Source organism: Pseudomonas sp. Pme6b (assembly GCF_058129925.1).
Genome location: NZ_CM176704.1, coordinates 1,455,280 through 1,468,069, shown reverse-complemented (window position 1 = coordinate 1,468,069; position 12,790 = coordinate 1,455,280). Strand labels below are relative to the sequence as shown.

13 protein-coding genes are annotated in these 12,790 nt (G+C 58.7%); 7 read left to right on the top strand and 6 right to left on the bottom strand.

All coding sequences use genetic code 11. The annotated features are described in order from the left end of the window. The first annotated feature begins 151 nt into the window (after positions 1-151). Positions 152-910, top strand: a complete 759-nt coding sequence (locus AC4ANE_RS06660; protein WP_002555025.1) for an SDR family oxidoreductase — start codon at positions 152-154, stop codon at positions 908-910. Positions 911-963: 53 nt separating this feature from the next. Here AC4ANE_RS06660 and AC4ANE_RS06655 read toward each other — a convergent pair whose 3' ends face one another. After that, positions 964-1,971 (bottom strand): DUF481 domain-containing protein, encoded by a 1,008-nt coding sequence (locus AC4ANE_RS06655; RefSeq protein ID WP_002555026.1) that lies wholly within the window; start codon positions 1,969-1,971, stop codon positions 964-966. A 164-nt stretch (positions 1,972-2,135) separates the two neighbouring features. Between AC4ANE_RS06655 and AC4ANE_RS06650 the strand changes: the two genes are divergently transcribed. The 3 genes from AC4ANE_RS06650 to AC4ANE_RS06640 are packed head-to-tail and all read left to right on the top strand — an operon-like array spanning position 2,136 to position 4,458. Continuing rightward, on the top strand, positions 2,136-2,492 hold the full coding sequence (locus tag AC4ANE_RS06650; protein ID WP_002555027.1) for an MGMT family protein: 357 nt from the start codon (positions 2,136-2,138) through the stop codon (positions 2,490-2,492). 54 nt (positions 2,493-2,546) lie between these two features. Further along, entirely contained in the window at positions 2,547-4,097 is a 1,551-nt protein-coding gene (locus tag AC4ANE_RS06645) for an AmpG family muropeptide MFS transporter (RefSeq protein WP_002555028.1), read from the top strand. 28 nt (positions 4,098-4,125) lie between these two features. Further along, positions 4,126-4,458 (top strand): hypothetical protein, encoded by a 333-nt coding sequence (locus AC4ANE_RS06640; protein WP_002555029.1) that lies wholly within the window; start codon positions 4,126-4,128, stop codon positions 4,456-4,458. Positions 4,459-4,518: 60 nt separating this feature from the next. Here the strand turns inward: AC4ANE_RS06640 and AC4ANE_RS06635 are convergent, their stop codons facing one another. Together AC4ANE_RS06635 and AC4ANE_RS06630 are read right to left on the bottom strand one after the other, a co-directional pair. Then, entirely contained in the window at positions 4,519-5,349 is an 831-nt protein-coding gene (locus AC4ANE_RS06635; protein WP_003363993.1) for a mechanosensitive ion channel family protein, read from the bottom strand. A gap of 125 nt (positions 5,350-5,474) precedes the next feature. Next, positions 5,475-5,954, bottom strand: a complete 480-nt coding sequence (locus AC4ANE_RS06630) for a YajQ family cyclic di-GMP-binding protein (RefSeq protein WP_002555031.1) — start codon at positions 5,952-5,954, stop codon at positions 5,475-5,477. A gap of 169 nt (positions 5,955-6,123) precedes the next feature. Here AC4ANE_RS06630 and AC4ANE_RS06625 point away from each other — a divergent pair, with 169 nt between their 5' ends. The 3 genes from AC4ANE_RS06625 to AC4ANE_RS06615 are packed head-to-tail and all read left to right on the top strand — an operon-like array spanning position 6,124 to position 9,719. Then, on the top strand, positions 6,124-7,044 hold the full coding sequence (locus AC4ANE_RS06625; RefSeq protein ID WP_002555032.1) for a putative 2-dehydropantoate 2-reductase: 921 nt from the start codon (positions 6,124-6,126) through the stop codon (positions 7,042-7,044). Between the two features lie 44 nt (positions 7,045-7,088). After that, entirely contained in the window at positions 7,089-9,125 is a 2,037-nt protein-coding gene (locus AC4ANE_RS06620) for a sensor histidine kinase (RefSeq protein ID WP_002555033.1), read from the top strand. Between the two features lie 15 nt (positions 9,126-9,140). Next, entirely contained in the window at positions 9,141-9,719 is a 579-nt protein-coding gene (locus AC4ANE_RS06615; RefSeq protein WP_002555034.1) for a cob(I)yrinic acid a,c-diamide adenosyltransferase, read from the top strand. A 182-nt stretch (positions 9,720-9,901) separates the two neighbouring features. Here AC4ANE_RS06615 and AC4ANE_RS06610 read toward each other — a convergent pair whose 3' ends face one another. Genes AC4ANE_RS06610 through argJ form a run of 3 tightly spaced genes read right to left on the bottom strand, consistent with a single transcriptional unit; the run spans position 9,902 to position 12,756 of the window. After that, positions 9,902-10,852, bottom strand: coding sequence for a Nudix family hydrolase (locus tag AC4ANE_RS06610; RefSeq protein WP_002555035.1), 951 nt, complete (start codon positions 10,850-10,852; stop codon positions 9,902-9,904). Positions 10,853-10,854: 2 nt separating this feature from the next. Beyond that, positions 10,855-11,481 carry a glutathione S-transferase family protein gene (locus AC4ANE_RS06605; protein ID WP_002555036.1) on the bottom strand — a complete coding sequence of 209 codons (627 nt, stop codon included), beginning with the start codon at positions 11,479-11,481 and terminating at the stop codon, positions 10,855-10,857. Positions 11,482-11,538: 57 nt separating this feature from the next. Then, positions 11,539-12,756: a bifunctional glutamate N-acetyltransferase/amino-acid acetyltransferase ArgJ gene (argJ, locus tag AC4ANE_RS06600; RefSeq protein WP_002555037.1), complete on the bottom strand. Its 1,218-nt coding sequence runs from the start codon at positions 12,754-12,756 to the stop codon at positions 11,539-11,541. Positions 12,757-12,790: the final 34 nt, after the last annotated feature.

Here is a 12,790-nt window from a genome sequence, read left to right as displayed (position 1 = left end):
TTCACAAACGTGTATCGGTGTATTTCAGGGCTGGGTGGCAGAGGCGAGACGAACGGGCGAAAACAGCCTATAACGTGCTCTGGCTATGGCATAAGCACTCGCATCAAGCCAGTGATGCCATGGAAACGATCAACTGTGATTGGGCACGCACATGGAATTGAAAGACAAGCTGATAATTATCACCGGCGGATGCCAGGGGCTAGGCAGAGCCATGGCCGAATATCTGGCTGGCAAGGGCGCGAACCTGGCACTGCTGGACCTGAATCAGGACAAACTTGATCAGGCCGTCGTAGCCTGTGAGGCGCTCGGGGTCAAGGCTCGCGCCTATCTATGCAATGTCGCCAATGAAGAACAGGTCGTCGACACGGTCAATAAGGTCGCCGAGGATTTCGGGGCCATTCATGGCCTGGTCAACAACGCCGGTATTTTGCGTGACGGCCTGCTGGTCAAGGTCAAGGATGGCGTGATGACCAAACTGAGCCTGGCGCAATGGCAATCGGTGATTGACGTCAATCTGACCGGCGTATTCCTCTGCACGCGCGAGGTGGCGGCGAAAATGATCGAGCAGAAGAGCCAGGGCGCGATCATCAATATCTCGTCGATTTCACGGGCGGGGAATATCGGACAAACCAACTACTCGGCAGCCAAGGCCGGCGTTGCCGCCGCGACCGTTACCTGGGCAAGGGAACTGGCACGCTACGGAATCCGCGTGGCGGGCGTGGCACCTGGGTTCATTGAAACCGAAATGACCGGCAGCATGCGCCCCGAAGCACTTGAGAAAATGACCTCGGCCATCCCGCTCAAGCGTATGGGCAAGCCCGACGAAATCGCCCACTCGGTGGCTTACATTCTTGAAAACGATTATTTCAGTGGCCGCATACTGGAGCTGGACGGCGCGATGAGAATCTAGTCAACGCATCCTGGCAGAACGATGCACACGGTGTGCATCGCTCGCCACATTGTTTACCAGCTCACACCGAAACCGGCGGTGTAGCGGGTCTTGTCCACGTCGCCGTTATCCGAGCCACTGATGATGTTTTTCTCGGCTTTCAGGTTAAGCGACGCCCAGTCGGTAACCTTGTAGCGCAGCCCGGCTTCGACATCCATGGAGTAATCGGCAACGCCGCTTAACGGTTTGCCCAGCTCGCCGTTGCTAAAGAACTCGAACTTCTTGCCGATCAGGTAGCGGTTGTAATCCCAGGTACCTGCGACCGAATAGAAGTTTTCCTTCTGGCCATTGGAGAATTCGAAATCTGTGCGGTTAAGCAGCGCACCGACCTTGAAGGCTCCCAGCTCGTCATCCCACAGCTGGTAACCAGGACCTGTACCGACAACACGCTGACGCGACAGGTCTTCGATCTTGTCGCGCTTGTAGGTGACACGAGCATCCCAGAAGAATTTCTCGGTCAGGAAGCGATCCAGCGAGTATTCGGCGCTCCAGTTGTCGGTGCCGACCACATCATCGGTCGTTTCGCGGTTGTAATCGCCTTTGGCGTTATGGCGCCATTGGCCGTGACGCGCCGAAGTCTTGAAGGCAATGTTGTAGTCATTGGTGTCGTTTTCTGCCTGCTGGAAATCCAGCGCCGCATCGATATTGCCTTTCCAGACAAGATCAGTGATAACCGGCTTGGGCTTGATGATCTGATGAATGCTTGCCAGTTCGACGGTCTTGGGTGCATCGCCATTAGCCAGCACGACCTTGCCATCATCGGCAGCCTGCAACGACTTGGAGACTTCGCCTGTGTGCTCATCCTGCTTTACCAGCAGTGGCTGATCGCTTTGCAGGGTTTTGACCTGCTTCCAGTCCAACGGAATAGCGCCGCCGTATTCGGTCTGCAATAGCAGCTTGCCACCGTCGAACACTTTGATTGTGCCAGTCAGCCTATCACCGTTCTTCAACCAGACAGTGTCGGCAAGCAATGGAGTGGAAACAGTAGTAATTGCGAGGCACAGCAGGGTTCTGGACAACATAAGCGGTAATCAGGCTCTGTTTGGCGGGAAGGCGGGCATCATCCTGCAGAAAAACATCAAGGCGATCTCAATCCATGGAGCGCCGGACACGGTGGTAACAGACAGCAGCGATCGACCAAAGTTCCGCGAACGACAATCAATATCGTTTTATACAGGATAAACGCGTGACCGACCCGGACTTGACACTTCTTTACCCTGGCGAGCCGTCAGCTGCCGAAATGCGACGTACGGCCCTCTACCTGACGATGGCGCAAATACCGGAGGGCAAAGTGGTCGCCTACGGTCAACTGGCTGAACTGGCAGGGCTGGGCAAAGCTGCGCGCTGGGTGGGCCGTACATTGAGTCAGTTGCCGGACGGCTCTTCCCTGCCCTGGCATCGGGTGTTGGGGGCCGGCGGTCGGCTCAGCCTGCCCGCTGGCAGTGTGTCCGGTGACGAACAGCGAGCCCGTTTACGCGCCGAGGGCGTTACCATTCGGAATAATCGGGTGGATATGCAGCGCCATGGCTGGCGTCCCCTATAGCACAGCGGTTAGAGTGCGCCCTTTGTTTTCGTAACCTGAGGCAGATTCCAGCCCATGCCCCGTAAAACCTGGCGCGCCGCGCTCGCCGCATATGCCAGCCCGTCGACATTAGTGTTACTGCTGCTCGGATTCGCTGCGGGCATGCCTTATATGCTGGTCTTTTCGACCTTATCCGTGTGGTTGCGCGAAGCCGGTGTTGCTCGCGAGACCATCGGCTATGCGAGCCTGATCGGTCTTGCCTACGCCTTTAAATGGGTCTGGTCGCCCTTACTCGACCAATGGCGCCTGCCGTTTCTGGGCAAGCTGGGGCGGCGGCGCTCCTGGTTGGTGCTTGCACAGAGCCTGGTGATTCTCGGCCTGATCGGTATGGGTTTCTGCGATCCGCAGAAGCATTTGTCCTGGCTGATCGCAATTGCCGTAGTAGTGGCCTTCGCCTCCGCAACGCAAGACATCGCCATCGACGCCTATCGCCTTGAAATCGCCCAGGACACCCAGCAGGCCGCCCTCGCCGCCAGCTATATGTCCGGCTATCGGGTGGCCGCACTGTTGGCGACCGCGGGCGCGCTGTACTTCGCTGAAGGTTTCGGCTCAACAGGCTTTGCCTACAAGCATTCGGCGTGGACCGGCACCTATGTGCTGTTTGGCCTGCTGATGCTGCCAGCGCTGGTCACTACGCTGATCATGCGCGAGCCACCCGTACCGTTGCGCACCCAACTGTCGGCAGCGCGCTATGGTTTTACCCACCAGTTGGCCTCGGTGTTCGTGCTCATTGTGCTGCTGGTTTCAGTACCGGCAATGTTTACCCAGCTTTACAACACCGACTTCGCCAGCGTGCTGTTCAACGGCACCAGCTGGATGGACCTGTTGCTGGAAGACCGGGCTTTCCTGCGCGCCATTCTCTACACGCTTCTGACCTTCGCCTGTCTGTCGTCAATGGGTCGTCGCGGGCTGGCACCGGTGCTTACGCCGATCAACGACTTCATCATGCGTTATCGCTGGCAGGCCCTGCTGTTACTGGGCCTGATTGCGACCTATCGAATGTCGGACACGGTGATGGGCGTCATGGCCAACGTGTTCTACATCGACCAGGGCTTCACCAAGGACCAGATCGCCAGTGTCAGCAAGATCTTCGGCCTGATCATGACCCTGCTGGGCGCTGGTGCCGGTGGTCTGCTGATCGTACGCTTCGGTATCATGCCGATCCTGTTCATCGGCGGCTTCACCTCGGCAGCGACCAACATCCTGTTCCTGTTGCTGGCGGACATGGGCCCGAACGTGAAGATGCTGATCCTGACCATCTCACTGGACAACCTCAGCTCAGGGCTGGCGACATCAGCGTTTGTCGCCTACCTGTCGAGCCTCACCAACCTTAAGTTTTCCGCCACTCAATACGCACTGCTCAGCTCAATCATGCTGCTGTTGCCGCGTTTGCTGGGCGGTTATTCCGGCGTGGTGGTGGAGAAATTCGGTTATCACAATTTCTTCCTGATCACCGCTTTACTGGGCATTCCAACGCTGGTGATGATCATCCTGCAATGGAGCCGCGAGATACGCACCGCGAAGGCCGAGGCACCGACAGCAGTTTCAGAGATTGAGAAGCCCTGATCGCCGGATCACTCATCAAGGAAAAAAAGTGGACACCGAAAACCAAACACGCCCTTTCAACCCCATCCCACTGATTCTTATCAGCCTGGGGATCTGGCTACCCATCATCGGCACTCTGCTGACATATTATCTGTCGCGAGACGCTGATGGCCTGTCCGGATCAATGGCCTTGGGCAGTGCGGTAGTCCTACTCGCGCAGGTGGAAATCTTCGCGATCATCTTTCTGCTGATTTATGCGTTCGCCGTAAAGCCATGGAGACTGTCCAGAAAGATACGCACAGTGTTCTCCATCAACGCAGTAGCCGCCACTGTCGCGGGCATCGGCATTATCATCACGCTGGCCAATATAAGCCTGCAGTAATCGCCGAATAAAAAAGCCCCGACTCTCACGAGCCAGGGCTTTGTCTTACCGCACAAACCACTATTCCTGAACCACCCGAACAATCCGTTGCGGCAATGGAATCTCGATGCCTGCGTCCTTCAAGCGGTCGCGCGCTTCGATGTTGAACATCGACGTCACGTCGCCCATATCGCCACTGCTGGTCCAGACACGCAGGGACAAGGTAATTGCGTTCTCCCCCAGCGCTGCCACCACGGCCTGTGGGGCCGGGTCCTTGAGTACGCGTGGGTCGTCTGCCATGTCCAGCAGGACCTGCAATGCTTTTCTCAAATCCGCATCGTGGCTGACGCCGATATCGAAGGTGATCTTGCGGGTTGGCTGACGGTTGGTGTTGGTGATGATGCCGTTGGACAGGTTGCCGTTGGGAATGATCACCGTACGGTTGTCGCCGGTGCGCAGCACGGTGTGGAAGATCTGGATGTTGTCGACAGTTCCCGACACACCCTGGGCTTCGATCCAGTCACCGATGCGAAACGGACGGAACAACAGAATCAGCACACCACCCGCGAAGTTCGCCAGGCTGCCTTGTAATGCCAGACCAATCGCCAGGCCGGCAGCACCGATAGCGGCCACGAACGAGGTAGTTTCGACGCCGATCATCGACGCGACGCTGACCACCAGCAGGATTTTCAGAATGATGTTCGCCAGGTTGCTGACGAAGCCCTGCAAGGCCAGGTCGGCGTGTCGCAAGGCCAGCAACGCGCCCAGTTTTCCGGTCAGCCGGTTGATCAGCCACCAGCCCACACACAGCGTTACGACTGCCAGCAGCAAGCGGCTGCCGTACTCCATGATCATCGGAATCCAGGCCTGTGACGCTTGCCACAGATGACCGACTTCTGCGTTTAAATCCATCGTTATCTCCTTACCCGCCATGAACTGCCATCGAAACCACGGCGGCCTGCCGTCATTTCAATGCTCAAGGCGATTCGGACTGGCCGGGGGACGCAGGGTTCCCCGGCTTTCAGTGCAAATAAATATTAGTCGCGGAAGTTGTTGAATTGCAGCGGCATGCCCGAATCATAGGCACGCAGCGCTGCGATCGCTTCTTGCAGGTCGTCGCGCTTCTTGCCGGTAACCCGCACTTGCTCGCCCTGAATGGCGGCCTGGACCTTGAGTTTGGCCTCTTTGATATGGGCGACGATTTTTTTCGCCAGTTCCTTGTCGATGCCTTCGCGCAGGGTGACTTCCTGCTTCATCAGTTTACCCGAAGCGTAGGCATCCTTGATCTCGAGGCATTTTGCGTCGATCTTGCGTTTGACCAGCGCCAGCTTGAGGATTTCGATCATGGCCTCCAGCTGAAAGTCTGCTTCTGCGGTCAGCGTGACAGTCAGTTCCTTGAACTCGAAAGTACCTTTGCCTTTGAGGTCGTAGCGACGGTCCAGCTCTTTGATGGCATTGTCGACGGCATTCGTGACTTCGTGTTTATCCAATTCGGACACTACGTCGAACGAGGGCATGTATGTTCTCCAGATAAACGGCGTGCGCACGATTCGGGCACGCGTGACTTGACGGTTTGAAAGAACGCTCATTATAACGAGACTTTTCCTGCATTCACTGTGAGCCTTTCATGCACATCCTTGTTTTCACCTTCAGCAGACCGCTTCAACGCCTTAACGTGCCTCACTGATGGGGGTGACATGGCATGTTCTCGGCGCGGGAAGTCTGGGCACTCTGTGGGCGGCGCGACTGGCGCGCGCAGGTCTGCCGGTGCGGTTGATTCTTCGCAATGCTGAACGGCTGGCGGCGTATAACACCAGTGGCGGTAGCGTGACACTGGTCGAAAACGATATCGCCTACACGTACTCGGCCGAAGCACAGACCGCCGAACATCACCAACCCATCGAGCGGCTGCTGGTCGCCTGCAAGGCCTACGACGCTGAGCAGGCTGTTGCGCAGTTGGCACCGCATCTGGCGGCACATGCCGACGTCATCCTGCTACAAAACGGCCTGGGCAGTCAGGACGCTGTGGCTGCAAGAATCCCCCACATCCGCTGCGTGTTCGCCTCCAGCACTGAAGGCGCGTTTCTGGAGTCGGACTGGCGTGTCAGGTTCGCTGGCCACGGCTTCAACTGGCTTGGCGATGTATCGAACCCGACGGCACCCGCACTTCTGCAGGACTTGCACGCCAGTGGCATTCCCCACGAATGGACACCGGACATCCTGACGCGGCTGTGGCGCAAGCTGGCCCTGAACTGCGCGATCAACCCGCTGACGGTCCTGCACGACTGCCGTAATGGTGGCCTGCTCGAGCACGCCTGCGAGGTCGCAACACTGTGCGCCGAGCTGAGCGATTTGCTGGGCCGCTGCGGCCAGCCAGCGGCAGCGCATGACTTGCATGCTGAAGTGCTGCGGGTCATTCATGCGACCGCCGCCAATTACTCATCCATGTATCAGGACGTGCTTCACGGGCGACGCACCGAAATCAGCTACCTGCTGGGTTACACGTGTGCGGCAGCCATGCGTCATCGCTGTCCGGCAGCACACCTGCAGCAATTGCAGACACGTCTGACAGCCCATCTGGCACACAAGGGTTTGCGTACTGACTAGCGCGCGCTACCCTGCTCGCATCACACGTCACTGCGACCTTCCCAATGCCTTTGCGCCAACGCCTGGAAAACCTGCCGGTAGGTCAGAAACTGCTGGCCGCCCTGCTGGTCCTGATGACCACCGTGCTGCTGGTTGCGAACCTGACCTTCATCAGCGCGGCTTATTACATCTCTCAGGAAGCGATGGCCCCGCAGGCCCTGCAGACCATTGGCCGTCTGATCAGCAGCGCCAATCTCAACGAGCGCGCCTTGAACTCGCCTGCCGATGCGCGTGCCTTGCTCAAGGAACTCAAAAGCTACGGCCCGCTACGTGCAGCGGCCATATACGACAACGACGGAGAGCGACTTGAGCAGATGCAACAGGGCGAGGGCCTGCAACTGCCCAGGCACTACAAGGACCTCGAAAGCTGGCGGCTTACCGAGTTTCGCAGCACGCAGGTCATTACCGTACCGAAAGGCGACGAACCGCCCGGGCACATGTTACTGGTTGCCAGCAGCGAGCTGCCTCCCGCGTTCTACACCGGCACACTGACCGCGAGTCTGGGCATTCTGGTGTTCAGCGTGTTGCTGTGGCTGGTGGTGGCCCGGCAGATCCGGCGCTTGATCACAGAGCCCATTTATCAGTTGGAAGAACTGTCGCGGCAGGTCACCCGCGAAGAAAACTACGCACTGCGCGCAGAGCCCGGCAACGAGGATGAAATCGGCAGTCTGGCCGAGGCATTCAATACCATGCTGTCGCGTATCGAAGCGCGTGAGCAACAACTCAAGCGCGCTCGAGATGACTCCCAGGAAGCTTACGATCAAGCACAGGGGCTGGCCGAGGAAACCCGCCACACCAACCGCAAACTGGAACTGGAAGTCCAGGTGCGCAGCAAGATCGAGAAGAAGCTCACCGGCTTTCAGAACTACCTCAACAGCATCATTGATTCGATGCCCTCGGCGATGATCGCGCTGGACGAGCAGCTGTACGTCACCCAGTGGAATCAGGAGGCGACAGCGCTGTCCGGAACCACGCTGGACGAAGCGTTGAACCAGCCGATCTTTCTGGCCTTCGAGCCGATGCGCTCGTTTCTGCCGCAAATCAAGCACACCGTCGAGCGCCACAGCGTGACCAAGATCGAGCGCGTGACCTGGATCAAAAACGACGAGTCGCGCCACTATGCGCTGACGTTCTACCCGCTGACCGGCGATGCCGGGCGTGGCGTGGTGATCCGTATCGATGACATCACCCAGCGTATATCGCTGGAAGAAATGATGGTGCAGTCGGAGAAGATGTTGTCTGTCGGCGGTCTGGCAGCGGGCATGGCCCACGAGATCAACAACCCGTTGGGCGCCATTCTGCACAATGTGCAGAACATCAGGCGGCGTCTGTCCCCGGAACTGCCGAAGAACATTGAGCAGGCCGAAGCCGACGGTATCAATCTGGCGCAGGTCAATCATTACCTGGAAAGCCGCGAAGTACCAAAACTGCTCGATGGCATCCAGCAAGCGGGTGCCAGGGCAGCAAAGATTGTCAGCCACATGCTCAATTTCAGCCGCTTGAGCAGTCGTCAGCTGTCAGCCTGCGACTTACCGGCATTGATCGATCAGGCAGTGGAAATTGCCAGCAACGATTTTGACCTTACCGTCGGTTTCGACTTCAAGGGCCAGCACATCATCCGTCAGTTCGACCCGGAACTGGGTCCGGTACCGTGCATCGCCAACGAACTGGAGCAGGTGCTGCTGAACCTGCTGAAGAACGCCGCCCAGGCCATTCACCAGCGCCCGGAGAGCGAGGAGCCTGGACGCATCATCCTGCGTACCCGTCTCAACCCGCCCTGGGCCGAAATTCAGGTGGAGGACAACGGCATCGGCATGTCCGAAAACGTCCGAAAACGTACTTTCGAACCGTTCTTTACCACCAAGGAAATCGGCCAGGGCACCGGGCTGGGTCTGTCGGTGTCGTATTTCATTGTTACCAATAATCATAAAGGCCAGATGGAGGTGCATTCCTCTCTCGGCACAGGCACCTGCTTTACGCTGCGTCTACCGCTGGTGGCCAACCAGGTAAGCGTTCAGCAGCAGGTTATTTCCAAGTCTTGATCAGGAATCGCAGCAATGGGCTTTCGTTTGTCGAAGATTTACACACGCACCGGTGATGCCGGAGAGACCGGTCTGGGCGACGGTCGACGGGTGTCCAAGGATCATCCGCGCGTCGAGGCCATTGGCGAGGTCGATACGCTCAACAGCCAGCTCGGCCTGTTGCTGGCCGGGCTGATCGATGAGGCCAAAAGCGTGCCGGCTCTCAACGAAGTGATCGAGGTGCTCGCGCCTTGCCAGCATCGGCTGTTCGATCTGGGGGGCGAACTGGCAATGCCGACTTACAAAGCGCTGAAGGACGCTGAGGTTGAGCGGCTGGAAGCGGCAATCGATGTGTGGAATGAAGAGCTGGGGCCGTTGGAAAATTTCATCTTGCCAGGCGGATCATCACTGATCGCTCAAGCGCACATCTGCCGCAGCCTGGCGCGCAGTGCCGAACGCCGTTGCCAGCATTTGAATGCGGTCGAGCCACTGGAAGGCGCCGGGCTGGCGTATATCAACAGGCTGTCGGATTTGTTGTTCGTCGCAGCTCGGTTGATCGCCAGAAGACAGGGCATCGCGGAAATACTCTGGCAGCCCGCGCCCAAGCCGGTTTGATGAGCATCCGAATGGCTGCGCGGCGCAGATTTGTGACGCGGAGCGTTTTCACGTTGAAGCGTAGGGGCATTTGTGGGGAGCGGACCGGGCGACGCTTCGCGGACAAGTCCGCTCCCACGGCCTTCGGCCATAGTCAAAAGCGGACGTGTATAACGATGAGTGCTCTGGGTCAGCTGTGCGACTCAGACGATTTCGTCAGGCCAGAACGCGCGGATCCCGGCCACGCCCTGTGCGCCGCTTTCCCAGGCCTGCTGACGCTCGGAAGGGCCAACGCCGCCCAGCAGAAAAACCGGTTTGTTAAAGCCTGCAATCAGTTGCGCCGCCTGCTGCCAGCCCAGCGGCTGTGCATCGGGATGAGTCAGGGTGGGCTGAACCGGTGACAGGGTGACGAAATCCACGCCCATCTGCTCTGCCAGGGCCAGCTCTTCGGCGTTATGGCACGACGCCGCCAGCCAGCGGTTCTCAGGGAACGGACGTCCACGACTGGCGTACTTGCGCAGTTGCTCCGCCGTCAGGTGCCAACCGGCGGACGGAAAGTCGCCCAGCCACTCCAGAGGCCCTTTGAGCATGAGCTGCGCCTTGCCGGCACACAGCCCGGCCGCATCCACGGCCAGGTCACGGTACTTGGGGTCGTAACCACCCGGCGCACGCAACTGGACCAGTTTGATGCCGCCTGCGATGGCTTTCTGCATACCGCGCAACAGCTCGATATTGTCCAGCCCGTCAGGCGTGATCAGATACTCGCCGGGCAAACGTGCCGCTGCAACAATTGGCTGGTTGGCGGCCGGAAAGTCGTAGTCAGGCAGCTCTCGCGGAGCCGCCCAGACCAGTGGCTGCCCTTCAGCACCATGCGGCTCGCCGGTAAATGCCGAAACTTCCCAGACATCCAGCAATACCTGCTTGTCCGCATAATCGTGACCGACCTTGATCAACGGACGCGCTGCCGTGACCTGAATCCCCAACTCTTCCTGAAGCTCACGTGCGAGTGCGGCCTGAACGGTCTCACCCTCTTCGACCTTGCCACCGGGAAACTCCCAGAGGCCACCTTGATGCTGAGTGTCGGCACGTCGGGCAATCAATACACTGCCGTCAGCGCCACGAATGACGGCGGCAGCCACATGAACTCGTTTCACGATCAGGACTCCTGCAGGCCTGCCTGCTGCCAGCGCTTGAAGGCGGGCCACTGGTAGATGGTTTCGATATACGCCAGTGCCTCTGCTGGCAACTGGACGTGATAGCCGCGCAGACGAATAGCCACCGGTGCGAAGAACGCATCAGCAATGCTCGGCTTGCCAAACAGAAAAGGACCACTTTCGGCAGCAGCAGCGCGACATTCGGCCCACAGCTCGACGATACGGTCGATATCGTTCTGGGTATCAACGGTGATCACTTCCAGCGCCTTATCCTGACGCAGGTCCATTGGCATGTTCGAGCGCAGATTGACGAAACCGCTGTGCATCTGCGCACACGCCGAACGGGCCTGGGCACGGGCAGCGATATCACGCGGCCACAGCTCGACGTCCGGGAAGCGCTCGACCAGATATTCACAGATCGCCAGCGAATCGATGATCGTGCCGTGCTCACACTGAAGCGCAGGCACCTTGCCGGTCGGCGAATACTTGAGAATATTCTCGCGGGTGTCCGGCAGGTTCAGGCGGATGACCTGATCGGTGAACGCAGCACCGGTCATTTCCAGCACCAGCCAGGGACGCAGCGACCAGGAGGAATAGCGTTTGTCGCCGATAATCAGATGCAGGCTCATGGTTCAGCTCCATTGAGCCCGGCGCGAGGGCAGGATGCCCGCGCGCCGGGCATTGAATCAAGTGCGATATTCCGCGTTGATCTTCACGTATTCGTGAGAAAGGTCGGTGGTCCAGATGGTTTCGCTGCAATCACCGCGACCCAGCTCGATACGAATGGTGATCTCTTCTTCAGCCATTACCGCCGAGCCCTGCTCTTCGGTGTAGGTCGTGGCGCGGCAGCCCTGGCTGGCAATGCATACGCCGCCGAGGAATACGTCGATCTTGCTCACGTCCAGGTCCGGCACGCCAGCGCGGCCGACAGCCGCCAGAATACGTCCCCAGTTCGGATCGGAGGCGAACAGCGCGGTCTTGATCAGCGGCGAGTGGGCCACGGCATAACCGACATCCAGGCACTCCTGATGATTGCCGCCACCGTTGACTTCTACCGTCACGAACTTGGTCGCACCTTCGCCATCACGCACGATGGCCTGAGCGACATCCATGCACACGTCGAACACGGCTTTCTTCAACGCGTCGAACAACGGGCCCTTGGCCTCGGTGATCTCGGGCAGATCAGCCTGACCGGTGGCAATCAGCATGCAGCAATCGTTGGTCGAGGTATCGCCATCGATAGTGATGCGATTGAAGGATTTGTTGGCTCCGTCGCGAATCAGGTCCTGCAGTACGCTCTGCGACACTTTGGCGTCGGTAGCGATGTAGCCAAGCATGGTCGCCATGTTCGGGCGAATCATGCCTGCGCCTTTGCTGATGCCGGTTACTGTAATGGTTACGCCATCGTGGGTGAACTGACGGCTCGCGCCTTTGGGCAGGGTGTCGGTGGTCATGATGCCGGTCGCCGCAGCGGCCCAGTTATCCACAGACAGATCATCAAGCGCGGCTTGCAGCGCGCCTTCGATTTTTTCCACAGGCAACGGCTCGCCGATCACGCCCGTTGAGTAAGGCAGCACTGCTGATGCATCGACGCCGGTCAGTTGCGCCAGCTTTTCGCAAGTACGTCGCGCAGAAACCAGACCTGGTTCGCCCGTGCCCGCGTTGGCATTGCCGGTGTTGGTCAGCAAATAACGCACCGTCCCCTGAACACGCTGTTTGGCCAGAATGACCGGCGCGGCGCAGAACGCATTCAAGGTGAATACACCGGCAACGCTGGAGCCTTCGGCACAGCGCATGACCACAACATCCTTGCGCCCCGGGCGTTTGATGCCGGCAGAAGAAATGCCAAGTTCAAAACCGGGAACCGGGTGCAACGCAGGCAAAGGACCAAGACCAACAGCCATCGGGGTGCTCCTCAAGGAGTATGGCGCCGTCCGC

What these genes read in the sequence shown, in the direction of transcription:
- AC4ANE_RS06620 (WP_002555033.1), top strand. Translation starts at nt 7,089, where the DNA reads ATGCCTTTGCGCCAACGCCTGGAAAACCTGCCGGTAGGTCAGAAACTG.
- AC4ANE_RS06625 (WP_002555032.1), top strand. Translation starts at nt 6,124, where the DNA reads ATGGGGGTGACATGGCATGTTCTCGGCGCGGGAAGTCTGGGCACTCTG.
- AC4ANE_RS06605 (WP_002555036.1), bottom strand. Translation starts at nt 11,481, where the DNA reads ATGAGCCTGCATCTGATTATCGGCGACAAACGCTATTCCTCCTGGTCG.
- AC4ANE_RS06635 (WP_003363993.1), bottom strand. Translation starts at nt 5,349, where the DNA reads ATGGATTTAAACGCAGAAGTCGGTCATCTGTGGCAAGCGTCACAGGCC.
- AC4ANE_RS06655 (WP_002555026.1), bottom strand. Translation starts at nt 1,971, where the DNA reads ATGTTGTCCAGAACCCTGCTGTGCCTCGCAATTACTACTGTTTCCACT.
- AC4ANE_RS06615 (WP_002555034.1), top strand. Translation starts at nt 9,141, where the DNA reads ATGGGCTTTCGTTTGTCGAAGATTTACACACGCACCGGTGATGCCGGA.
- AC4ANE_RS06660 (WP_002555025.1), top strand. Translation starts at nt 152, where the DNA reads ATGGAATTGAAAGACAAGCTGATAATTATCACCGGCGGATGCCAGGGG.
- AC4ANE_RS06630 (WP_002555031.1), bottom strand. Translation starts at nt 5,954, where the DNA reads ATGCCCTCGTTCGACGTAGTGTCCGAATTGGATAAACACGAAGTCACG.
- argJ (WP_002555037.1), bottom strand. Translation starts at nt 12,756, where the DNA reads ATGGCTGTTGGTCTTGGTCCTTTGCCTGCGTTGCACCCGGTTCCCGGT.
- AC4ANE_RS06645 (WP_002555028.1), top strand. Translation starts at nt 2,547, where the DNA reads ATGCCCCGTAAAACCTGGCGCGCCGCGCTCGCCGCATATGCCAGCCCG.